The organism is Micromonospora sp. URMC 103 (genome assembly GCF_051386435.1).
Taxonomy (GTDB): Bacteria; Actinomycetota; Actinomycetes; order Mycobacteriales; family Micromonosporaceae; genus Micromonospora.
The window spans coordinates 240,457-260,150 of record NZ_JBPQTR010000005.1; the positions used below are offsets into that span (position 1 = coordinate 240,457).

A 19,694-nucleotide genomic window follows, 5' to 3' on the forward strand; every position below is an offset into this window, starting at 1 on the left:
CGCCCGGCCGGTGCGGGCGGCGGACGCACCGGTCAGGCGGATTCCCGGACGACCAGCGGGCAGGGCAGCACGACCGTGCGCCCGGTGCCGTCGTACCGGCCGTCCATCCGGCTGAGCAGCAGCTCACCGGCCGTGCGGCCGATGTCGTACGCGGGGTTGCGGACGGTGGTCAACGGAGGGTTCACGATGGTGGCCGCGTCGACGTCGTCGAAGCCGACGATGGCCACGTCGCCGGGCACCGTCAGCCGCAGCTCGTGCACGGCGTCGATGGCCCCGATCGCGGTCAGGTCGTTGGCGCAGAACACCGCGTCGGGACGGCGCTCGGCTGCCATGAGCCGGTGCATGGCGCTGCGACCCCCGGGCCGCGTCCAGTCGCCACGGGCCAGGAGGTCGGGCTCCAACGGGATGCCGTGCTCGGCGAGCGCCTGCCGGTAGCCGTCCTCGCGGGCCGAGCCGGACGGCAGCGGCCCTTCGATCATCGCGATCCGGCGCGCCCCGCGCGCGATCAGGTGCGTGACGGCGGCGTGGGATCCCACGGTGTCGTCCGGCGTCACCCGGTCGACGCGGGGCGCGTCCTCGGGGGAACCGCCCACGCACACCGTGGGCACGCCCGGCGCGGGCGGACCCGTCCGCACCTGGTTCCCGGCCGGTCCGGCGGCCATGACCACCCCGTCGACGCCCCGGTCGAGCACGTCGGCGAGGAAGGCGTCCTCCCGCTCGGGATTGCCGTCGGTGTTGCAGACGTACGTGCCGTAGCCCGCGCCGTCGACCGCGTCGGCGAGCCCGCGCGTCAGCACGGCGTAGAACGTGTTGGTGATGTCCGGTACGACGACGGCGACCATCCGCGAGCGTCGGGTGCGCAGGCTCCGCGCCACGTTGTTGGGCCGGTAGCCCAGCTCCCGGATCACGTTGCGGACGGTCTCCTGGGTGGCCTCCGCGACCCAGCGCTTGCCGGAGAGCACGTGCGAGACGGTGGTCGGGCTGACCCCGGCCAGTTTGGCCACCTGGACCAGCGTCACCCGGGGCTCGTCGCGTGCCGGTGACCCCTTGTCGGACATCGACCTCGACCTCTCACGCCGTTGACCACTGCAATCCGACCTCGTACGGTAGCAAAACGTTTTCACCACGGAGATCGTCCTCGGAGGGCGGATGACCCGGCTCCTCGACCGGTACATGATCGACGGTCTGGCGGCGGGGGAGGCCGGCGTCCGGGTGATGCGCCCGCTCCTGGGCGACGTGCCGGCCCACTGGCACGACTACTACGAACTCGGGTACGTGGTCGACGGGTCGGCGCGGCACGTCGTCAACGGGGCGTCCCGCCCGCTCGCGCGGGGCTCGGCCTTCCTGCTCACGCCCACCGACTTCCACGAACTGGCGCTCACCTCGGACGTGCCGTTGACCTGCTACAACGTCGTCGTCGAACCGGCCGTCGTGGAGCGGTGGCTGGACGCGGTGGGTTCGGGCCCGGCCACGGGGGCGGGGCCGCCGTGGCTGGCTGACGACTGCGCCGACCTCGGACCCGACTTCGACCGGCTCTGGCGTGAGTCCGACGGCCGCCGTCCCGGGTCGGCGGCACTCACCGACGCGGTGCTCGGCTGCGTCCTCGTCGAGTTGGCCCGGCGGTGCGGGGCGCCCGGCGGCCGCGAACCGGGCCCGCCCGTGCCGGGGGACGCGGCCGCGGACATCCGGGCCGCCGTGCGGTACGTCGAGCGGCACTTCCGGGAGGCACTGACCCTCGCCGAGGTGGCCGCGTACGTGCATCTGTCGCCGAACTACCTGAGCGAACGGTTCAGCCGCCTGGTCGGTGTGCCCTTCCAGACGTACCTGCAACACCGGCGGCTGCGGTTCGCGCGGTCGCTGCTGGCCTCCACCACGCTCGGGGTCACCGAGATCTGTCACGCGGCGGGCTTCAACAGCCCGTCGCACTTCGGGCGCGCGTACCGGCGCCGCTTCGGCGAGTCCCCGTCGGCCGGCCGGACGCAGGGCGACGGCGCCGTCACGGGCGCGGCGCAAAAGAACATTCGATGACGCGCATGTTTCGTTCGTTACCGCCGATGTCTTGACAAGGCCACCGCGGGCGGAAGACCCTAGCCGCAGCATGCCAAACGTTTTGCACCGGGCATCCGACGTGTGATCCGCGCATCACCTGCCGGCAACGACATTGGGGGCTGATCCGATGAAGCACTCCCGCGGTTTCCTGGCGATGGCGGCGGCGACGGCCGCCGTGGTGGCCCTCACGGCCTGCTCGACCGGGGGCTCCTCCGCCACCGGCCAGGGTGCCGGCGAGGGCCCGGTCCCCGAGCCCACGGCGCCGGTGACCATCACGTTCGCCTCCTGGGTCGGCGAGATTCCGGAGATGAAGGGGCTCATCCAGAAGTTCGAATCCGAGCACCCCAACATCAAGATCCAGGCGCAGAACGTACCGGCCGAGGAGGCGAACGAGAAGCTCACCGCGCAGGTCGCGGGCGGCAACCCGCCGGACGTCGCCTACATCGACGCCAGCACGGTGGCCGCGTTCGCCTCCCGCAAGGCCCTCGTGAACCTCGACAACTACATCCGCCGCAGCGACGTCGTGAAGGCCGACGCCTACGTGCCCGCGTTCAAGACCTTCACCACGTTCGAGAAGAGCATGTACGGGCTGCCGTTCGACGGCGAGTCGACGGCCCTCTACTACCGGACCGACATGTTCGCGGCCGCCGGCCTCAGCAAGCCCCCCACGACGTGGGAGGAGTACGAGGCGGCCGCGAAGGCGCTGACTAATCCCGCGAAGCGGACCTACGGGCACGCCATGTTCACCGGCTCGCCCGAGGCCGCCTACTACTGGTACCCCTGGCTCTGGCAGGCCGGCGGGAAGGTGCTCTCCGACGACGGCAAGGAGGTGCTGTTCAACAGCGCCGAGGCGAAGAGGGCCGCCGAGTTCTACGTGAAGCTGGCCCAGTACGCCCCGAAGGACTACCTCAACTCCAACTCGTACGACGGCCGCCAGGCGTTCGCCAACGGTCAGGTCGGCATGTACGTCGCGGGCTCGTGGTTCGCCGGCACGCTCACCGACGAGTTCCCCGCCATCAACGGCAAGTGGGCCACCGCACCGCTGCCCGAGGGCTCCGCCGGCTGCGGCACGACGATCGCCGGTGACGCGCTGGTCATCTTCAGCCAGAGCAAGAACTCCGACGCGGCGTGGAAGTTCGTCGAGTTCCTGTCCAAGCCGGACAACGTCGCACAGTGGACCTACAAGTCCAAGGACGGCACCCTTTTGCCGCCGATCAACAGCCTGCTGGACTCGCCCGACCTGGTGTCCACGAAGCCGATCCTGAAGGGCTTCGCGGAGGCCATGAAGTGCGGCGTGAGCAACGTGATCGTCCACCCCGACTGGCCCAAGATCGAGGAAGGGCTCAACGAGCAGCTCGCCAAGGCCATCTACGGCGAGCAGACGGCCGCCGAGGCGCTCGACAACGCGGCGTCCGAGGCCGAGAAGATCCTCCGGTGAGCCGACGGTCGGGCCGGTGCGGAAGGCGGGTGGGTCGGTGATGAGGGGATGACCGCGGTGGCGACGACGCCGCCCCCGGCGCCGGACAGGGGAGACGGAACCCGGCGCCGCGGCGCCCGCGGAGGCGGACCGCGCCGACGGCGGGGCGTCCGCGGGACCGCGCGGCTCATGTGGCGCGAACGGTCGGCGTACGCGTTCCTCGCGCCCGGCCTGATCGTCTTCTCGGTCTTCACGGTGTTCGCGCTGCTGTTCGCGTTCTACCTGACCTTCCGGGAGTGGAACATCCTGGAACCCGAGAAGCCGTTCGTCGGCCTCGAGAACTACCGGGACATGGTGCAGGACGAGGACTTCCGCCGGTCGATCATCAACACCGCCTACTTCACGGGCGCCTCCGTCCCGTTGGGCATGGCCGTCGGGCTCGGCGTCGCCCTCCTGCTGAACCAGCCGATCCGCGGCCGGGGACTGCTGCGCACGCTCTACTTCCTGCCGACCATCACACCGTTCGTCGTGTCGGCCATCGTCTGGAAGTGGCTCTACAACGGCGACTTCGGGCTGTTCAACTTCTACCTCCTCAAGACCCATCTCATCAGCGAGCCGCTGGTCTGGCTGTCGAACAAGAACCTCGCGATGCCGGCCGTCGTGCTGATGAGCGTGTGGGCCAGCGTCGGGTTCTCGATGGTGGTGTACCTCGCGGCACTCCAGGCGATCCCGGAACAGCTCTACGAGTCGGCCCGCCTCGACGGGGCGGGCGCCTGGGCGCGGTTCCGCTACGTCACGCTGCCCATGCTCGCCCCGTCGACGCTGTTCCTCGCCGTGATGGGCATCATCGGCTCGTTCCAGGTGTTCACCCAGATCTACGTGATGACCAGCGGCGGCCCGGTCAACCGGACCACGACGATGGTCTATTACATCTACGAGGCGGCCTTCAAGTTCTACGACATGGGGTACGCGAGCACGCTCGCCTACGGCCTGTTCGTCCTCCTGCTGGTCTTCACTGCTTTCCAGCTGAGGCTGTACCGAAAGGCGGACCTGTGACCCGGTCGACCGCTACCCGCACCCGGCCCCCCGCGTCCCCGCCGCCGGCGACGGCCGGGTCCCGCCGCCCCGTCTGGCGGCGACGGGTCTGGCTCGCGACCTGCTACGCCATCCTCGTGCCGGGCGCGATCCTGTTCGTGGCGCCGTTCGCCTGGCTGGTGAGCGCCTCGTTCCAGCACATGGGCGACATCTTCTCCTGGCCGCCGCAGTGGATCCCGAAAAATCCCACGCTCGACGGGTACCGGGGCTTCTTCGGCATCGGCGAGGCCGGCGAGCACGCGCAGGGCAGCGAGGGCGCCTGGCGTTGGTTCCTCAACAGCGCCTTCGTGGCCACCTCGGTCACGGTGCTCCAGCTGTTCTTCAACGCGCTGGCCGCCTACACCTTCGCCAAGCGCCGGTTCCCCGGCCGGGACGCCATCTTCCTGCTGTTCCTGGCCACCATGATGGTGCCGCCCCAGGTGACACTCATCCCGAACTACCTGGTGCTCAAGCACGTCCCGTTCTTCGGCGGCAACGACGCGCTCGGCAACGGCGGTCACGGGTGGCTCGACTCGTACTGGGGACTCATCCTGCCGGGGGCGGTGAGCGCGTTCGGCATCTTCCTGCTCCGCCAGTACATGATGTCGATCCCCGACGAGCTGCTCGACGCCGCCCGCATCGACGGCGCCGGCGAGTTCCGGGTCTTCTGGCGGGTCGTGCTGCCGCTGTGCACACCCGCGCTCGCGGCCACCGCGATCTTCACCTTCACCTACGCGTGGGAGGACTTCCTCTGGCCGCTGATCGTCATCTCCAGTTCCGACAAATACACCGCGCCGCTCGGCCTAGCATTGTTCGTGGTCAAGAATCGGACGTCGTGGAACCTGCTGATGGCCGGCTCGGTCGTGGCCACGCTTCCCATGATCGTCGCGTTCCTGGTCTTCCAGCGCCGGTTCATCCAGGGCATCTCGATGAGTGGGCTCAAGGGATGACGGCCGCATCGCCCCGGCAGCTGGTCGAGGAGCTGCTCAACGACGGCGGGGGAGTGCTCCGCCTCGCGCCGGCCTTCGTGGCACGGGACCTGGTGCCGCCCGGACGCCGGTTCGGCCTGCCCGAGGACGCGTACGACCTCGGTGAGCGCGGCTACCTCTGCGAGCGCTGGCTGGGCTCGACCACGAAGGCCGACAACCGGATCGGCCCGCCCGACGAGGGGCTCAGCCACGTCGTCGACCCGGGAGGCCGGCCGCGGATGACGCTCCGGGACGCCGTGGCCGCCGACCCCGCGGCGATCATGGGCGAGGCGTACGCGGCGAGCCACCCGCAGGGTCTCGGGCGCCTCGCGAAGCTGCTCGACTACGGTGCCCGCATCCCGTACCACATCCATCCGCCGCAGCGCTTCGCCGAGCTGGTGGGCAGCCGCTCGAAGGACGAGGCGTACTACTTCCCCGGGGGCGTCGACAGGGGCCCGCATCCGGAGACGTTCTTCGGCGTGCACCCGTGGATCGTCCGCGAGCGCGCGTACGACGTGCTGCTGCCGTACCTCGTCGACTGGGACAGTGACCTCATCCTGCGGCACTCGCGCGCCGAGTTGCAGGTGCCCGACGAGGGTTTCCAGGTCCCGTCGGGCGTGCTGCACGGGCCGGGCACCGCCCTCACCGTGGAACTTCAGGAGGACTCGGACGTCTTCGCCATGTTCCAGGCCCTCAACGCCGGCCGGATCATCGACAAGGAGCTGCTCTTCCACGACGTACGCCCGGAGGACCGCGACGCCTACGGCGAGCGGTTCCCGCTGAACTTCGTGGAGTGGGACCTCAACGGCGACCCGTTCTTCTACGAGAACAACCACCTCACGCCGCAACCCATCGAGACGGGCCCGGGCGGCGGCCGTGAGTCGTGGATCTTCTACAACACCCCGAAGTTCAGCGGGAAGAAGCTCGTGGTGCCGCCCGGCGCGCGGCACACCGTGACGGAGAACGGCGTCTACTCGCTGCTGGTCTGGTCGGGCAGCGGCCGGTACGCCGGCCACGACGTCCGCGGCGGCGACGCGGACGCCGACGAGCTGCTGGTGAGTCACGCCGTGGCCACCACCCCGCACACCGTGGAGAACACCGGTGACGGCGACCTCGTGGTCTTCCTGTTCTTCGGCCCGGACATCAACGACACCCCGACCATCCCGCGGTACGCCGCCGGCTGACCGCAGGGCGGGCCCGGTCCTCAGTTCGCCTTGGCGGCGCGGCCGAGGCGGATGGCCGAGATGAGGAAGAAGATGGCGCCGGGGACGGCGTAGCCGATCGCGTTGGTCAGCACCGGGTCGTCCGCGGAGGCGCTGGCGATGAACGACCCACCGGCGAGTACGGAGATACCACCGCTGATGATCATCGGCCACTGGCCACCCATCCCGCGCCGGGTGACCGCCACGGTCAGCTGCACGAGCCCGGCCACGACCGCCCAGGCACCCCACACGGCCAGGACCGCCGGTATGCCGGACGCGCCGGCGATGGCCAGGCCGACCGCGGCGAGCAGGCTGACCGCGACGTTCACGTACAGCAGGGTGGGCGAGCCGGTGGCGCGCGACGCGCGGGCGTCGATGACGGCGGCGACCACGTCGAACAGGGGGTAGAGCACGAGCAGCGTCACGGTGAGGGGGCCGAGGTGCCTGGCGGTCGTGAACGTCACGAGGGCCCAGGCCATGGCGAACGCGAAGCGGACGAAGTACAGCCGTCGAAGGGTGGACGCCGTCGTCGAGGTGCGGGGCGCGGTAACGGTGGTCATGGTGATCCTTCCGGTGGTTGCCGAGGGGGACCGCGGCCTTTCGATGGCACGGCCGGTGCAACCACGCTGTAGAACGAACGTTCTGTCTCGCAAAGAATGACGACGCTTTGCCTACCTGTCAAGACCGAACGTTCTGTCACTATGATGGGCTCATGGCACGTGGCGAAGGCGAGATCCGACCGTCCGAGGCGCGACAACGGCTCCTTCAGACGGCGACCGGGATCTTCTACCGGGAGGGGATCCACTCGGTCGGTGTCGACCGGATCATCACCGAGGCGAACGTGACACGGGCCACCTTCTACCGGCACTTTCCCGGCAAGGAGGATCTCGTCCTCGCCTACCTGCGGGCGGCCGATCAGGCCATCCGCGGCCCGGTGGACGCCATCCCCGCCGACCTGCCGGCACCCGACGCCCTCCGGGCCATCGCGGAGTCGATCGCCCAGGGCATCCGGTCCGCCGGCTTCCGCGGCTGCGCCTTCCTCAACGCCGTGGCCGAATATCCCGATCCCGACCACCCCGTGCACCAGGCCGTCCTCGCGCATCGGCAGTGGTTCCTCGACACGGTCGGCACCTTGATGGCGAGCATCCGGAAACCCGGAGCCGACCTCGCCGCGCGGCACTTCGTCATGCTGCGCGACGGCGCCATGGCCGCCGGCTGCCTGTTCGACCCGACGCTGGTCTGTGACACCTTCCTGCACGGCGTCGAGGGACTGCTGCGCGCCCATGCCGCGTCCGCGCCTGCCGAGTCGACGGTCGCCTGATCCCGCCGCGGTTCCGGAGCGACGCGGCTCTTCAGGCGACCCGCACGATCACGCCTCGGAGCCTGAAGTGCCGGGCGTCTCCCGCCCATTCGGCGAAGCGGGCTCCTCCAGCGGCCGCCGCCGGTTTTGCAACCCGTCGAACAGCGCGGCGAGGGCCAGCACTCCGGCCACCACGCTCAGCCCGACCATTGGCGACCAGCGGGCCAACGCCGGCGTGACCAGCAGCAGGACCGCCAGGGCGATCAGCCGCGACCGGGAGAGCCGGCCGAAGACCTCGTACTCCAGCCACACCCGGGCGGCGAGGAAGAGCACCGGACCGCCCACCACGAACAGGAGCCAGGTCGGCCGCAGCGGCCCGAACGGGTGAGCGATCGCCAGATCGTAGCCAACCGAGGTGACGAGCACGCTGAGCACGGTCAACGCGTGCGTCCGTTCCGACGCCGTACCCAACCGGGCGGGCATGGGTGCCCGACCCAACGCCCTGGTCAGCAGCAGGCCGGCGCGGTGAAAGTAGATCCGCCACAGCAGCGCGCTCGTGGCGAACGCGACCGCGAAGGCGACGGCGCGCTCCCCGGAGTAGCCCGCCCCGCTGAAGACGATGCCGATGATCGAAATCGACTCGCCGAGCGCGATGAGGAACATCTGCTGGTGACGTTCGGCCAGATGCTCCCCGGCGATCCGCCAGCCACGCACCGCCGCCGCCCCGAGCCGCGGCAGCGGCCAGCCCAGCGCCCAGGCGAGGTAGTCCACGGCGAGCGCCGCAGCCCACAGCGGTAGGCGAAGCCGGTCCGGGCCCAACGCGCCGACCAGCCAGAGCGGCGCGGATGCCGCCGCCCATGCGGCGAGCCGATACGGCACGCGCCGACGTGGATGCCCGCGCAGCGCGGCGGCGACGACCAGTGGCCGCACCACCATCACCATCAGGTACGCGACCGTGAACGGCAAGGCGCGCTCCTCGACGGCGCGCGGCAGCGTCACCGCCATCACCAGGGCGGCGAACATGGTGCCCACCACGACCGCCTGGATGATCGGTCGCTCCGGCTCGTAGCGACTGGTGATCCAGGTGGTGTGCGACCAGATCAACCAGAGCGCGAGGAACAGCAGCAGCGTACGACCGAGCCCGGCAACGAGCGGCCCGCCGGCCTCGCCGCCGAGGTCGGCGAACCGTTGCGAGACTCGCGTGAGGGCGACGACGAAGGCCAGGTCGAAGAAGAGCTCCAAAAATGTGGCGCGCCCCGAACTCGTGGCAGGGCGCAGCAGCTCGGCACCACGTCCCGCCACCATCGTCGGCCCCCGTCCGCTTCTGTGGCGGCAACGAATCGGCTGCCGGTCGGGTTGCGCGCGTGGTTGACGCACGTCACGTCGCCGCCATACGTACTAGTAGGTATGGTTGCGCCGTGGCGAAGCGACAGGACGACGCGCGTGAGCGTCTCATCGAGGGAACGTCCCAGCTGCTCTGGGAACGCGGCTACGTGGGCGTCAGCCCGGCAGCGATCCTGCGGCGCTCCGGAGTTGGACAGGGCAGCATGTACCACCACTTCCAGGGCAAGGCCGACCTCGTCCTGGCGGCCGAGCGACGCAGCGCCGAGTTGATGCAGCAGGAGCTCACGGCCGTCCTTACGGCGCCGGGCTCGGCCCTCGACCGGATCGCCGCCTACCTGCTCCGGGAGCGCGACGCCCTCCGGGGGTGCCGGGTCGGGCGGCTCGTGGCCGACCCGGAGGTCGTCGTCAGCGACGAGCTGCGGGAACCGGTCCGGGAGACCTTCGCCCTCCTGCACCGACTTCTGGTCCGGGTGATCGAGGAGGGCAGGGCGGCCGGCGAGTTCGCCCCGGCGCTCGACGCCGAGGAGACGGCTTCCACGTTGGCGGCCGTCATCCAGGGCGGGTACGCCCTGGCGCGGGCGGAACAGTCGGTGGAGCCCTACGAACGAGCCGTTCGTGGTGCTCTCGCGTTGCTCCGGGCGAGCGCGCCGGACGCCGGCTGAACCCTTCGCGCGCCGTTTCCGGGTGCCGCCGGCGCCCTGCTGACGCCCAGGCGCTGGCGCACCGCCGACGCGTACGCCCGCCGCCCCACCCGTGGGGCGTCCCGCGCCAATGCATCGATATTAATCGATCAAGCCTCCATTCGGAGGCCCAAGGAGACTGTGACATGACGACAGAAACGCCCGTGGCCGGCCGGCCGGATCGCCGCGCGCCACACCCGTCGGCGGTGCCGCCGCCCGGCGACCGGCCCGATCCGGGACGCGCTCTGACCGACCGGCCCGGGCGACCGCATGCCACAAGAGGGTCGGTGGTCCTCCTCGCCGTCGGTCTGGTGCTGGTGGCGGTGAATCTCCGCCCCGGGGTGGTGGCGGTCGCGCCGCTGCTCGACACGATCCGCGCCGACACCGGTATGTCCACCGCGATGGCTGGGCTGCTCACGACCCTCCCGGTGCTGTGTTTCGGCCTGCTGGCCCCGCTCGCACCGCGCCTCGGGCGCCGGTTCCATGTAAACGGCGTCCTCCTGCTCACGATGCTCCTGCTGGCCGCCGGCACGGCCCTGCGACTGCTGCACCCGACGGCCACGTTGCTGATCGGCACCGTCGTCGCGGGCGCGGCGATCGCCGTCGCCAACGTGCTGCTGCCCGGCGTCATCAAGCAGGAGTTCCCGGCCCGGGTCGGGCTGATGTCCGGCGTCTACAGCATGTCGCTGTTCGGAGGCGCGGCGCTTGCCGCCGGCCTGACCCTGCCGGTCCAGAACGCCCTGCACCTCGAATGGCGACCCGCGTTGGCGATGTGGGGTCTGCTCGCCCTCCTGGCCACCCTCGTGTGGCTGCCGCAGGTGCGGCGCTCCGCGGCTTCCCGGGCCACCACCACGCGGTCGTCGCGCGGCGGCGCGGCAACCCGGCCGGTACGCGGACTCTGGACCCACCCCGTGGCATGGCTCGTGGCCTTCTACTTCGCGGCCCAGGCGCTGGTCTTCTACTCCTCGGCAGCCTGGCTGCCCAGCATCCTGACCGGCGCCGGCATGTCGTCCGGCGTCGCCGGCTGGATGCTCTCCTTCTCCAGCCTGACCGCCATCGTGGGGGCGTTGTTCACGCCGATGCTGGCCGCCCGGCGCGTGCACCCCGGGGTGCTCGTGCTCCTGAGCGCGCTGCTGACCATGGTCGCCTTCGCCGGCCTCCTGGTCGCGCCGGCCGCGGGCGCCTACCTGTGGATGGCCCTCATGGGAGTGGGACAGGGCGCCGGCCTGAGCCTGTCGGTGCTGTTCATCGTGCTGCGCGCGCCCGACTCCCGGCACGCCGCACAGTTGTCGAGCATGGCGCAGTGCGCCGGGTACGTGCTGTCCGCCATCGGTCCGTTCGCCCTCGGTGCGCTGCACGAGATGACCGGAGGCTGGACCCTTCCGCTCGCGGTGCTGATCGTCCTCGGCGTGCCCACGGTGGCCTGCGGGATCGGTTCGGCGCGGGACCGGTACGCGTCCCGCGAGGTCGGCGTGACGAGCTAGACGGTATGAGCAGCCCGGTCACCCGGGCTGCTCATACCGTCTAGTCCGGGTAGGAGTCGTCGATCACCATTTCCCGGATCTCGATGATGCCGGGCCAGAGCCGGGAGACCGGGTCGGTACCGCGGCGCAGCCAGAGGGTCGTGCCGGCGGTGGCCGTCGCGGTTTCGATGACGTGTTCGGCGTCCGCCTCGATGCGGCCGGTCTCGACCGGGCCCAGGCCGAGCCTCTCCGCCTCGGTCCGCAGGTCGGCGCGGGCGAGAAACACCAGGGCCGCGCGGCCCGGGTCCACACCGACCGCGGCAGGCTCGACGCGGGACAGCCACGGTTCCAGCGCCTCCACGGTCCCGGCGATCGTCGTCGCCGGAACGGCGACGAAGAGCCGGGCGACGACGTCCCCCTCGGTCGGCCCGATCTCCAGGGTGCGGTCGGGGGTGAGGCCGGTGCCGTGGCTCGCGCCCTCCCAGCCCAGCTCCTGGTCGGCTCGGTCGATGACCAGGCGGGTGGCCGGCGGGCCGGACGGGGGCACGTTGGTCTCGGCGTAGCGGACGTTCGGCGAGTAGCCGAAGTCCTGCTCGCGCCAGCCGAAGCGGTGCAGCAGCGGGTGTGCCATGGCGTGCATGGCGCGTTCCTCGTTAACGGCAACGCGGTAGCCCGACAGCAGCAGGTCCGCGCGTTCGACGTCGACGTCTATCCCGTCGGCGCCGATCTCGTCGGCAAGCGGAGCGTACCGGCGCAGAGTGTCGGCGGCGTTCGCGGTGCCGCGTTCCAGCCTGAGCATCGCCTTCATCGCGAACGGTGGCTTGTCCTTCGCCACAAGTGCTCCTTGCCGGAAATGGGGCCTGGGAAACGAGGCCCCATTATTCAAGAACCGTCAGTGGGTGATCCGGCCGGTCGGTGCGTGCGCCACAGGTAACCGTAGGCGTCGTCGTGGCCGCCGTTCTTCATGCGGGGCCTGGCGGGATTCCAGCCCTTGGGCGGCTCGACCAACCTCCCTGGACAGCACCGCTAGGTGGCGTGCGGGGTGCCCGCCGGCGGCCCGCGCCGCCGGCGGGGCGCGCCCGCGGGCCGGTCAGGCCGTGCGCAGGAGGCGTCGGGCGAGCGCCGCGAGGAGCGCCAGCACCACGCCGGCGAGGGCCTCGGCGGCGACGGCGACGAGAATTTCGGTCATGTTGATCGGCTTTCCGGTTGGATTGTGTCGATTCCAGCGGGAAAGCTAGCGGCGGTCGGCGAACGGCAGGTGCACGGGAGGTGAGGATCTCCTGCCCTCTGGTCGCTGATCCGGTGCGGGTCGGGGTGCGATTCCGGCAATCCGGATGCGGTGCCGTGTCGGTCGGCGGGTCGGCCGAGCCGCACTAGTCTCGACCCATGGCGAGGTACTACGACGTTCACCCGGACAACCCGCAGCCCCGGGCCGTCGGTCAGGTCGTCGACCTGATCCGCGGCGGCGGCCTCATCGCCTACCCGACCGACTCGTGCTACGCCCTCGGCTGCCGGCTCGGCAACCAGGACGGGCTGGACCGCATCCGGGAGATCCGCCGCCTGGACGAGCGGCACCACTTCACGCTGGTGTGCCGGGACTTCGCCCAGCTCGGCCAGTTCGTGAAGGTCAGCAACGCGGTCTTCCGCCTGGTGAAGGCGGCCACCCCGGGCAGCTACACGTTCATCCTGCCGGCCACCAAGGAGGTGCCGCGCCGGATGCTGCATCCCCGCAAGCGGACCGTCGGCGTCCGCGTTCCGGATCACGCGGTCACCCAGGCGCTGCTCGCCGAGCTGGGCGAGCCGCTCGTGTCGAGCACCCTGATCCTGCCGGGCGAGGACGAGCCGATGACCCAGGGCTGGGAGATCAAGGAGCGGCTGGACCACCTGGTCGACGCGGTGATCGACGCGGGCGACTGCGGCAAGGAGCCGACGACCGTGGTCGACCTGTCGCAGGACGAGCCGGAGGTGCTGCGCCGCGGCGCCGGGGACACCTCCCGCTTCGAGTAGCGTCGCGGACGTCTATGTACCATCCGGTACATGGAGTACGGAGAGACGATCACCACGACGGCCGGCGTCGACCGGGCCTGGGCCGCGCTCGCCGACGTGACGACCTATCCGCGCTGGACGGCGTCCATGTCGTCGGTGCAGCCCCTCGACGACCCCGCGCTCGCGGTCGGCCACCGGTTCCGCATCCGGCAGCCCGGCCTGCCTCCCACGGTGTGGCGTGTCTGCGAACTGCACGACGGGCACTCGTACGCCTGGGAGGCCCACGCCCCGGGGGTGCACACCGTGGGGTACCACCGGGTGACGGCCGAGGCCGACGGCACGACCCGGATCAGCATCGGCATCCGGCAGACCGGCGTCCTCGCCGGCGTGGTCGCGTTGCTGATCGGGGCGAAGACCCGGCGGTACGTGCGGATGGAGGCGGCCGGTCTCAAGGCGGCCGCCGAGGCCGGAAGCCCGACGCCGGGTGCGGGAGCGGCGCCCGGTGGCCGCTGACGCCCGCGCGGCGTTGCTCGACCGGTGCCTCGACTTCCTCGCGGGAAACGGGTTCAGCGAACGCAGCCTGCGCGAGATCGCCGCGGGCGCCGGCACCAGCCACCGGATGCTGATCTACCACTTCGGCAGCCGCGAGGGGCTGCTCGCCGAGGTCGTCCGGCGCGTAGAGGAGGAGCAGCGGGCGGCGCTCGTGTCGCTCGCCGCCGTGTCCGACGATCCCGTCGAGGTGAGCCGGCGGTTCTGGCGTCGGCTGGCCGATCCGGAGTTGGCGGCGGCCGAACGGCTCTTCTTCGAGATCTACGCGCACGCGCTCTTCGACCGGACCTGGACCGAGCCGTTCCGGGCATCGGTCATCGCCGCCTGGACCGGCCCCGTGGAGGACCTGTTCGTGCGGCTCGGGTTCGACGAGGCGGACGCCCGCCGCCGCGCCCGGCTCGGCCTCGCCGCGACCCGCGGCCTGCTGCTCGACCTGCTCGTCACCGGCGACCGGGACCTTCTCGACGACGCCGCCGACCTGTTCGCGAGGCTCGTCACGGCCCGCTGCCCCGACGGGCGACCTCCGGCCGCAGGGGCGCCGGCGGCCGGAGCCGCGTGAGGCCGTCCGTGCAGTTCGCGAGGAACATCTGGATCTCCGCGAGGTGCCGCATCGAAGGCCCGCGCCCGCGCTCGCCGAGTATCGGACGGATCGCGCCCAGCTCGTCGACGCAGTGCACGGGCGTGAGCCCCGGCTCCGGGACGTCGCCGCGGACCACCTGCTCCGCGGCGCGGTCGTACGCCGACCGCAACCGCCCGACGACGCCGCGCAACTGCGCCGCCGCCTCGGGCCAGCCGGCCAGGCATCCGGGCGGGTTCCGGTACAGCGTCGACTCCGCGCCCTGCAGGGCGTGGTGTCCCGCGGCCAGCACCGAGGGCCAGTCGACCCGGCTGGTCCTCGGGTCCGGACGTTCGCCGTGGTACTGGGCGTAGGAGGCGTCCGCCAGCACGACCGCCCGGCGGCCCCGCTCCAGGGCGCCGTCCGGTCGCTCACCCCCGAGCGCCGCCTCGACGACGCCCACGACCACCTCGCCGCTGGCCCGGAGCGCCGCGGCGGCGTTGTGCCGCAGCTCGCGCCGCGTGCCGCGCGGCCACATGAGCACGCCCGCGAGGACGCCGACCGCACCGCCGAGCAGGACGTTGACCAAGCGGGCCTCGGCGAGCTGCAACCCGCCGGGGGCGAGCTGCGCGAACACGAACGTGAGCAGCAACGTGAAGGCGGCCTGCGCCCACGCCGGCCCGAGCAGCCGCCCCACGGTGAAGGCCAGCACCATGGTGACCGGCAGCGCGACGACGTAGATGATCGACCGGTTGGCGAACAGCATCAGCAGGCCGCTGGCGACGGCGCCGGCGATCGTGCCGAGCACGGCGGGCCGCAGCGCGGTGCGGGTGTCGACGGCCGAGGTGCGCAGGACGGTGAGGGTGGCGAGCAGCACCCAGAACCCGTGCATGAGCGACAGGGCCCCGGCGACCGCGCGCGCGACGGCCAGGGCCACCGCCAGCCGCAGCGCCGACTGGAACGGCGCGGACCGGATCGTCAGATGTGCCCGGAACTGCTGCCAGTACAGCGTCCACGGGTCGCGCCGCCGGTTGGCGAACAGGTCCTGGTAGGCCCCCGCCGCGGCGTCTTCGCGCCCGGCCGGCGCCCCGGCGGCCACCCGCGCGGAGATGGCGAGGATCCGCACCTGCTCGGCGACGCTCAGGGTGGCCGCGTCCAGACACAGTTGCGGTACGAGGACGGTGCCGTCCCGCGCCGTCGGAACTCTGGGCTCGGCCCGTTCGGACGCGGCGATCAGCGCGTCCAGGCCGTCGAGCGTCACGGCGGGTGCGCCGTGACGCAGGGCGCGGCCCGCCGCCCGCGTCGTGCCGGCGCAGCCCGTGAGCAGCCGCGCCGCCACGTCGGGGCTGGGCCCCGGTGGTGGCGTCTTCGCCGCCAGCCGTGCGGTCTTGATGAGAAGCACCTGCATCGACGCCACGCACGCGCGCAGCGCCCGGTCCTCGACGTCGGCGGCGGTCGGCCGCTGCTCCGGCGGCAGGTCGGCCAGCCGCAGCCGGGCCACCGCCTCGGAAGCCGCGGCGTGCCCGGCCTCCCACTCGTGCGGATCGCGCTGGCCACACACGGTCGCCGCCGTCAGGTCGAGGAACACCGCGAGGTGGTCCGCGGCGTCCGCCAACCGCTGCCGGTAGGGCACGGGCGGCGGGTCGGGCCACACCAGCATCTCGGCGGCGGCGAGCAGCACGACGCCGAGCGTCATGCCGATCAGTCGCTGCGGGAGCGTCTCCGGCTGGTACGGCGGGAAACAGGCGAGGATGTAGAAGAGCTGCAGAGCGCCGACCAGGCCGATCAGGCGTGGCCCTCCGACGCCGGCGAACGCCACGGCGAACCCGATGACGAGCATGCCGGCGGTGGCAGCCCAGGTGTTCCCCGCGAGCAGGGTGCCCGCCACGACGAGCGACCAGGCCACCGGCAGCGCCGCCACCAGGATTCCGGCACGCTTGCGGGCGGAGCCCGGCACCTGTGCGAACGCGCCCATCGCGATCGCGCCGAAGAGCCCGTACGTGGCCAGGGTCGCGTCGCCGACGCCGTAGCGACCGCCGTAGAAGACGGCCGAGGCGACGAGGGTCAGCCGTACGGCGCGCCGCAGGACCACGTACCCCGGGTCACGGTGCCGCACCCACGCCAGGAGGCCGGTTCCGAGCACGCTGGACCCCCGTCGCACGCACCTCATCCCCGGGTCATTCTTCCTCCCCGCAGCGGGGCGCGGGACGGCTTCGGGACAATCCCGGCGGCTACCCCCGGTCGGGCACGGCCATCTCGCCCAGCTCCGACCAGTCGTCCTGCGGGACCGTCACGTTGACGATGCGGGGCGTCTCGGCCAGGTACTGCGGAAGGGTGCGCTGGGCGGTGGTGAAGTGCGCGGACTGCACGTGCGCCGCGCCGGCGTCCCCGTCGCGGAACGCCTCGACCAGCACGTACTCCGTCGGGTCGTCGATGCTGCGAGACCAGTCGAACCACAGGCAGCCCGGCTCGTCCCGGGTGGCCCGGGTGAACTCGGCGGCGATCTCCGGCCACCGGTCGGCGTGCTCGGGCAGCACCCGGAACTTGGCGGTAATGAAGATCATCTGGTTCCTCCGGACACCGCTGGGGCGCCCCCCGACCGGGGCGCCGGACGGCGTCCACGGTAGTCGTCGGGTGGACCGCGTGCGGTCCGGCCGGAGAGGGCCGTGCCGGTGAGCGCACGCCGAATTCCGCCTGCCGTGGCGCGCCCCGGCCGGGCCACGGGTCGTCAGCGCCGCTCAGCTCCGGCGTCGCCGATCGGTCCGCAGCCCGGCCCGGCCTCGTGTCGTCCTACCGGGCGGTCACGCCGCGGACGCGGTCGCTCCCGTTCCACGCTGCGCCGGCTGCGCGGTGGCGCGTCGGGCCGCCGGCACCACCGGGGCACCGGACCAGCCGGTCGACTGCTCGGCCGGCGCCGGAGGCGTATCGGCGCTCTCGCCCTGTGCCGCGCGCAGGGCCCGCTGCGCGTTGTTCCACGCCGTGCACGGCCAGGGCTCGCCCGCGCAGAGCAGGTTCCGGCAGCCCCCCTCGCCGTCGGGCTCGTGCGCGTCGGCCACTCCCACCGCGAGCTTCCACAGCAGCGGGTCGGCCACCCCCTCGGGACGATCTGTGACGCCCTCGGTACGGTCTGTTTCGGACATGGTTCTCCCCCCTCGGTTCCTGTGCCGCCCTACCTTCACCGCTGTGCCCCCCGGGTAAACCCCCGGCCACCGGGCGACATCGGCCGTCGGAGAGTTCCCGTCCTGGATTCTTGCCGACGGGGCGACCCGGCTCACCTGCTGTGCGGCCGGGTGTCACGGTCGTCACCACAGCGCGGGCGCCGTCATCCGCGCTCCCGCGACCGCCCTCCGCGGTCCGATTTCGATGTCGGACCGCCCGGGTCGCCGCGGGAGCTGACGGTGCCCGCCGTCCAGCCCGGCGGCGCGGGTGGCGATGCCGAACGCCCAGTCCGGCGCCGCGGGGTGACGGTGCCGCCGTCCAGCCCGGCGCCACGAGGGCGATGGGTGCCAGAGCGCCCCCGCGCCGCGCACGGGTGCGGCCGTGCCGGCGGCCGGTGCCCCACGGTGACCCTGCGGACGATGAGCCCCGACCGGTCGACATGATCCGCACCAGATCGCCGAGCTGGCGGCATCCCGCTCACCCGGACCCCGCCACATCGGCGATATGGAGTCGATCAGGCTTCAGAGACAGGAAGTCGATCAAGCTTCCGAATGGCCGCCCCGACGGACGTCCGTGCCGCCCCAGAACCGGGGCAGCTCGACAGGGGCGGATCCAGCCCGTCCAGGCCGATGCCGACCACGTCGGTCGGGACGCCGAGCTGGGGAAACAGGGGCCCCGGCCCAGGCGAGAAGGCTCGCCCGAGTGTGCTCCGCTTCGTCCACATCGGTCCGTCGCGCGCGCCGTATCGCACGCTTCCGCCACGGTCGCAACTCGACACCGGGGCGCCCCGCGTGAGCCGGTGAACAACTTCACACGAAGTGGGCGATCCCCCCGAACGGTGCCTAACGTCGGTCAGGTCCGCCAACGCGGACACCGCGACCGGTAACGCCAAATCCTGCCGCCGGTCGCCGGCACTCGTCACCCAGGCAGGAGCGGGGGACCCACCGTTCTCCGGCGCCCAGCGATTCCGCGCTGCGGCACCTCGGGGTGAAGCCGCCCAGGGCGGCCGGGCACCTCAGCCCGAACCCGACAGCTCACCTCGCCGGCGTGGAGGACATCCATGACATCTTCGTACAACGCCCGCCACCGTGCCGTCAGCACCCGTCGCGTCGCCGTCGGCACCCTCGCCGCCGGTGCGGTAACCGGCGCCGTCGCCGTGTTCGGCGCGGCGGCGCCCGCCCAGGCCGCGGTCAACTGGGACGCCATCGCCCAGTGCGAGTCCGGTGGCAACTGGCACATCAACACCGGCAACGGCTACTACGGTGGCCTCCAGTTCTCCCAGAGCACCTGGAAGGGCTACGGCGGCACCAGGTACGCCGCCCGCGCCGACCTCGCGAGCCGCGGCGAGCAGATCGCCATCGCCGAGAAGGTGCTCGACGGCCAGGGCATCGGCGCCTGGCCGACCTGCGGCAAGAAGGGTGGCTCGACCTCGTCGAAGTCCACCGGCTCCTCGTCGAAGTCGACCGGCTCCTCGTCGAAGTCCACGGGCGGGAGCGAGCGCTCGTCCGGCGGCAGCAGGTCGACGGCTCGCACGGAGAAGTCCACCACCCGGACCGAGCGGCGCACCACGGTACCGGCCAGCGGCGACACCTACGTGGTCAAGGCGGGCGACACCCTGTCGCGGATCGCCGAGGCGCAGGACGTCTCCGGCGGCTGGCACGCCCTGTACGAGCGCAACAGGCGCGTGGTCGGCGACGACCCGGGCCTCATCTTCCCGGGGCAGCGCCTCGGCCTCTGATCCACCTCGCGCCGGTGATCGCCGGTGGCGTACCAGCGTGCGTCCGGGCACCCACCACCGGTGGGTGCCCGGCGCCGTCGCTGGACCCTCGGCCGCGTCGTCCGCGACACGTCCCGGCTAGCGCGGGGGCGCGGGCGGCTCCGGTGGGCGTCCGCGGGAGTGCGCGGCGCCGGCCACCGCGATCCCGGCCAGGACGAGAGCGGGCGCTC

At 72.0% G+C, this 19,694-nt stretch carries 19 protein-coding genes and 1 riboswitch; of the genes, 12 read left to right on the forward strand and 7 right to left on the reverse strand.

Annotated features, from left to right (window positions below; translation table 11 throughout):
• Window positions 1-32: 32 nt before the first annotated feature.
• A complete protein-coding gene (locus ACSNOA_RS14370) occupies window positions 33-1,058 on the reverse strand; it encodes a LacI family DNA-binding transcriptional regulator (RefSeq protein WP_436658620.1) in 1,026 nt (341 codons plus the stop codon).
• A 91-nt stretch (window positions 1,059-1,149) separates the two neighbouring features.
• Here ACSNOA_RS14370 and ACSNOA_RS14375 point away from each other — a divergent pair, with 91 nt between their 5' ends.
• The 5 genes from ACSNOA_RS14375 to ACSNOA_RS14395 all read left to right on the forward strand — a co-directional run bounded on the left by ACSNOA_RS14375 (window position 1,150) and on the right by ACSNOA_RS14395 (window position 6,692).
• Complete coding sequence (locus tag ACSNOA_RS14375) at window positions 1,150-2,028, forward strand: AraC family transcriptional regulator (protein ID WP_436658621.1); 879 nt, start codon at window positions 1,150-1,152, stop codon at window positions 2,026-2,028.
• A gap of 148 nt (window positions 2,029-2,176) precedes the next feature.
• Entirely contained in the window at window positions 2,177-3,487 is a 1,311-nt protein-coding gene (locus tag ACSNOA_RS14380) for an ABC transporter substrate-binding protein (protein ID WP_436658623.1), read from the forward strand.
• Window positions 3,488-3,655: 168 nt separating this feature from the next.
• Window positions 3,656-4,522: a carbohydrate ABC transporter permease gene (locus tag ACSNOA_RS14385; RefSeq protein ID WP_436658626.1), complete on the forward strand. Its 867-nt coding sequence runs from the start codon at window positions 3,656-3,658 to the stop codon at window positions 4,520-4,522.
• Window positions 4,519-5,490, forward strand: coding sequence for a carbohydrate ABC transporter permease (locus ACSNOA_RS14390; protein WP_436658628.1), 972 nt, complete (start codon window positions 4,519-4,521; stop codon window positions 5,488-5,490). Before ACSNOA_RS14385 ends, ACSNOA_RS14390 begins: the two co-directional genes overlap by 4 nt.
• Window positions 5,487-6,692 (forward strand): hypothetical protein, encoded by a 1,206-nt coding sequence (locus ACSNOA_RS14395; RefSeq protein ID WP_436658629.1) that lies wholly within the window; start codon window positions 5,487-5,489, stop codon window positions 6,690-6,692. Before ACSNOA_RS14390 ends, ACSNOA_RS14395 begins: the two co-directional genes overlap by 4 nt.
• A 20-nt stretch (window positions 6,693-6,712) precedes the next feature.
• Here ACSNOA_RS14395 and ACSNOA_RS14400 read toward each other — a convergent pair whose 3' ends face one another.
• On the reverse strand, window positions 6,713-7,270 hold the full coding sequence (locus tag ACSNOA_RS14400) for a hypothetical protein (RefSeq protein WP_436658631.1): 558 nt from the start codon (window positions 7,268-7,270) through the stop codon (window positions 6,713-6,715).
• Between the two features lie 152 nt (window positions 7,271-7,422).
• Between ACSNOA_RS14400 and ACSNOA_RS14405 the strand changes: the two genes are divergently transcribed.
• Window positions 7,423-8,031 carry a TetR/AcrR family transcriptional regulator gene (locus ACSNOA_RS14405; RefSeq protein ID WP_436658633.1) on the forward strand — a complete coding sequence of 203 codons (609 nt, stop codon included), beginning with the start codon at window positions 7,423-7,425 and terminating at the stop codon, window positions 8,029-8,031.
• Between the two features lie 48 nt (window positions 8,032-8,079).
• On the opposite strand, the gene ACSNOA_RS14410 is transcribed toward ACSNOA_RS14405, so the two are convergent.
• The gene (locus tag ACSNOA_RS14410) at window positions 8,080-9,315 is read right to left on the reverse strand and encodes a low temperature requirement protein A (protein ID WP_436658634.1); all 1,236 of its coding nucleotides are present in this window, start codon (window positions 9,313-9,315) and stop codon (window positions 8,080-8,082) included.
• Window positions 9,316-9,428: 113 nt separating this feature from the next.
• Here ACSNOA_RS14410 and ACSNOA_RS14415 point away from each other — a divergent pair, with 113 nt between their 5' ends.
• Together ACSNOA_RS14415 and ACSNOA_RS14420 are read left to right on the forward strand one after the other, a co-directional pair.
• On the forward strand, window positions 9,429-10,016 hold the full coding sequence (locus ACSNOA_RS14415) for a TetR/AcrR family transcriptional regulator (protein ID WP_436658636.1): 588 nt from the start codon (window positions 9,429-9,431) through the stop codon (window positions 10,014-10,016).
• A gap of 305 nt (window positions 10,017-10,321) precedes the next feature.
• Entirely contained in the window at window positions 10,322-11,518 is a 1,197-nt protein-coding gene (locus ACSNOA_RS14420; protein WP_436658638.1) for a CynX/NimT family MFS transporter, read from the forward strand.
• Between the two features lie 40 nt (window positions 11,519-11,558).
• On the opposite strand, the gene ACSNOA_RS14425 is transcribed toward ACSNOA_RS14420, so the two are convergent.
• Window positions 11,559-12,332 carry a hypothetical protein gene (locus tag ACSNOA_RS14425; RefSeq protein ID WP_436658639.1) on the reverse strand — a complete coding sequence of 258 codons (774 nt, stop codon included), beginning with the start codon at window positions 12,330-12,332 and terminating at the stop codon, window positions 11,559-11,561.
• Window positions 12,333-12,883: 551 nt separating this feature from the next.
• Here ACSNOA_RS14425 and ACSNOA_RS14430 point away from each other — a divergent pair.
• Genes ACSNOA_RS14430 through ACSNOA_RS14440 form a run of 3 tightly spaced genes read left to right on the forward strand, consistent with a single transcriptional unit; the run spans window position 12,884 to window position 14,591 of the window.
• Window positions 12,884-13,504, forward strand: coding sequence for an L-threonylcarbamoyladenylate synthase (locus ACSNOA_RS14430; RefSeq protein WP_436658640.1), 621 nt, complete (start codon window positions 12,884-12,886; stop codon window positions 13,502-13,504).
• Window positions 13,505-13,534: 30 nt separating this feature from the next.
• Window positions 13,535-13,996, forward strand: a complete 462-nt coding sequence (locus tag ACSNOA_RS14435; protein WP_436658642.1) for an SRPBCC family protein — start codon at window positions 13,535-13,537, stop codon at window positions 13,994-13,996.
• Window positions 13,986-14,591 carry a TetR/AcrR family transcriptional regulator gene (locus ACSNOA_RS14440; protein ID WP_436658643.1) on the forward strand — a complete coding sequence of 202 codons (606 nt, stop codon included), beginning with the start codon at window positions 13,986-13,988 and terminating at the stop codon, window positions 14,589-14,591. The genes ACSNOA_RS14435 and ACSNOA_RS14440 overlap by 11 nt, the downstream gene beginning before the upstream one ends.
• Here the strand turns inward: ACSNOA_RS14440 and ACSNOA_RS14445 are convergent.
• From ACSNOA_RS14445 to ACSNOA_RS14455, 3 genes are all read right to left on the reverse strand, one after another.
• Complete coding sequence (locus ACSNOA_RS14445; protein ID WP_436658645.1) at window positions 14,527-16,749, reverse strand: FUSC family protein; 2,223 nt, start codon at window positions 16,747-16,749, stop codon at window positions 14,527-14,529. The genes ACSNOA_RS14440 and ACSNOA_RS14445 overlap by 65 nt on opposite strands.
• Window positions 16,750-16,819: 70 nt before the next feature.
• Window positions 16,820-17,152, reverse strand: coding sequence for a putative quinol monooxygenase (locus tag ACSNOA_RS14450; RefSeq protein WP_436658646.1), 333 nt, complete (start codon window positions 17,150-17,152; stop codon window positions 16,820-16,822).
• A gap of 237 nt (window positions 17,153-17,389) precedes the next feature.
• The gene (locus ACSNOA_RS14455; protein ID WP_436658648.1) at window positions 17,390-17,728 is read right to left on the reverse strand and encodes a hypothetical protein; all 339 of its coding nucleotides are present in this window, start codon (window positions 17,726-17,728) and stop codon (window positions 17,390-17,392) included.
• 895 nt (window positions 17,729-18,623) lie between these two features.
• Window positions 18,624-18,809: riboswitch (cyclic di-AMP (ydaO/yuaA leader) on the forward strand.
• On the opposite strand from ACSNOA_RS14455, the gene ACSNOA_RS14460 reads away from it, so the two are divergent.
• Window positions 18,808-19,485 carry a transglycosylase family protein gene (locus tag ACSNOA_RS14460; RefSeq protein WP_436658649.1) on the forward strand — a complete coding sequence of 226 codons (678 nt, stop codon included), beginning with the start codon at window positions 18,808-18,810 and terminating at the stop codon, window positions 19,483-19,485. Its footprint overlaps the riboswitch before it by 2 nt.
• Window positions 19,486-19,694: the final 209 nt, after the last annotated feature.

Coding starts and splice junctions, on each gene's coding strand:
- ACSNOA_RS14375 (WP_436658621.1), top strand. CDS start 1,150: ATGACCCGGCTCCTCGACCGGTACATGATCGACGGTCTGGCGGCGGGG.
- ACSNOA_RS14380 (WP_436658623.1), top strand. CDS start 2,177: ATGAAGCACTCCCGCGGTTTCCTGGCGATGGCGGCGGCGACGGCCGCC.
- ACSNOA_RS14460 (WP_436658649.1), top strand. CDS start 18,808: ATGACATCTTCGTACAACGCCCGCCACCGTGCCGTCAGCACCCGTCGC.
- ACSNOA_RS14370 (WP_436658620.1), bottom strand. CDS start 1,058: ATGTCCGACAAGGGGTCACCGGCACGCGACGAGCCCCGGGTGACGCTG.
- ACSNOA_RS14430 (WP_436658640.1), top strand. CDS start 12,884: ATGGCGAGGTACTACGACGTTCACCCGGACAACCCGCAGCCCCGGGCC.
- ACSNOA_RS14435 (WP_436658642.1), top strand. CDS start 13,535: ATGGAGTACGGAGAGACGATCACCACGACGGCCGGCGTCGACCGGGCC.
- ACSNOA_RS14400 (WP_436658631.1), bottom strand. CDS start 7,270: ATGACCACCGTTACCGCGCCCCGCACCTCGACGACGGCGTCCACCCTT.
- ACSNOA_RS14385 (WP_436658626.1), top strand. CDS start 3,656: ATGTGGCGCGAACGGTCGGCGTACGCGTTCCTCGCGCCCGGCCTGATC.
- ACSNOA_RS14405 (WP_436658633.1), top strand. CDS start 7,423: ATGGCACGTGGCGAAGGCGAGATCCGACCGTCCGAGGCGCGACAACGG.
- ACSNOA_RS14455 (WP_436658648.1), bottom strand. CDS start 17,728: ATGTCCGAAACAGACCGTACCGAGGGCGTCACAGATCGTCCCGAGGGG.
- ACSNOA_RS14395 (WP_436658629.1), top strand. CDS start 5,487: ATGACGGCCGCATCGCCCCGGCAGCTGGTCGAGGAGCTGCTCAACGAC.
- ACSNOA_RS14410 (WP_436658634.1), bottom strand. CDS start 9,315: ATGGTGGCGGGACGTGGTGCCGAGCTGCTGCGCCCTGCCACGAGTTCG.
- ACSNOA_RS14450 (WP_436658646.1), bottom strand. CDS start 17,152: ATGATCTTCATTACCGCCAAGTTCCGGGTGCTGCCCGAGCACGCCGAC.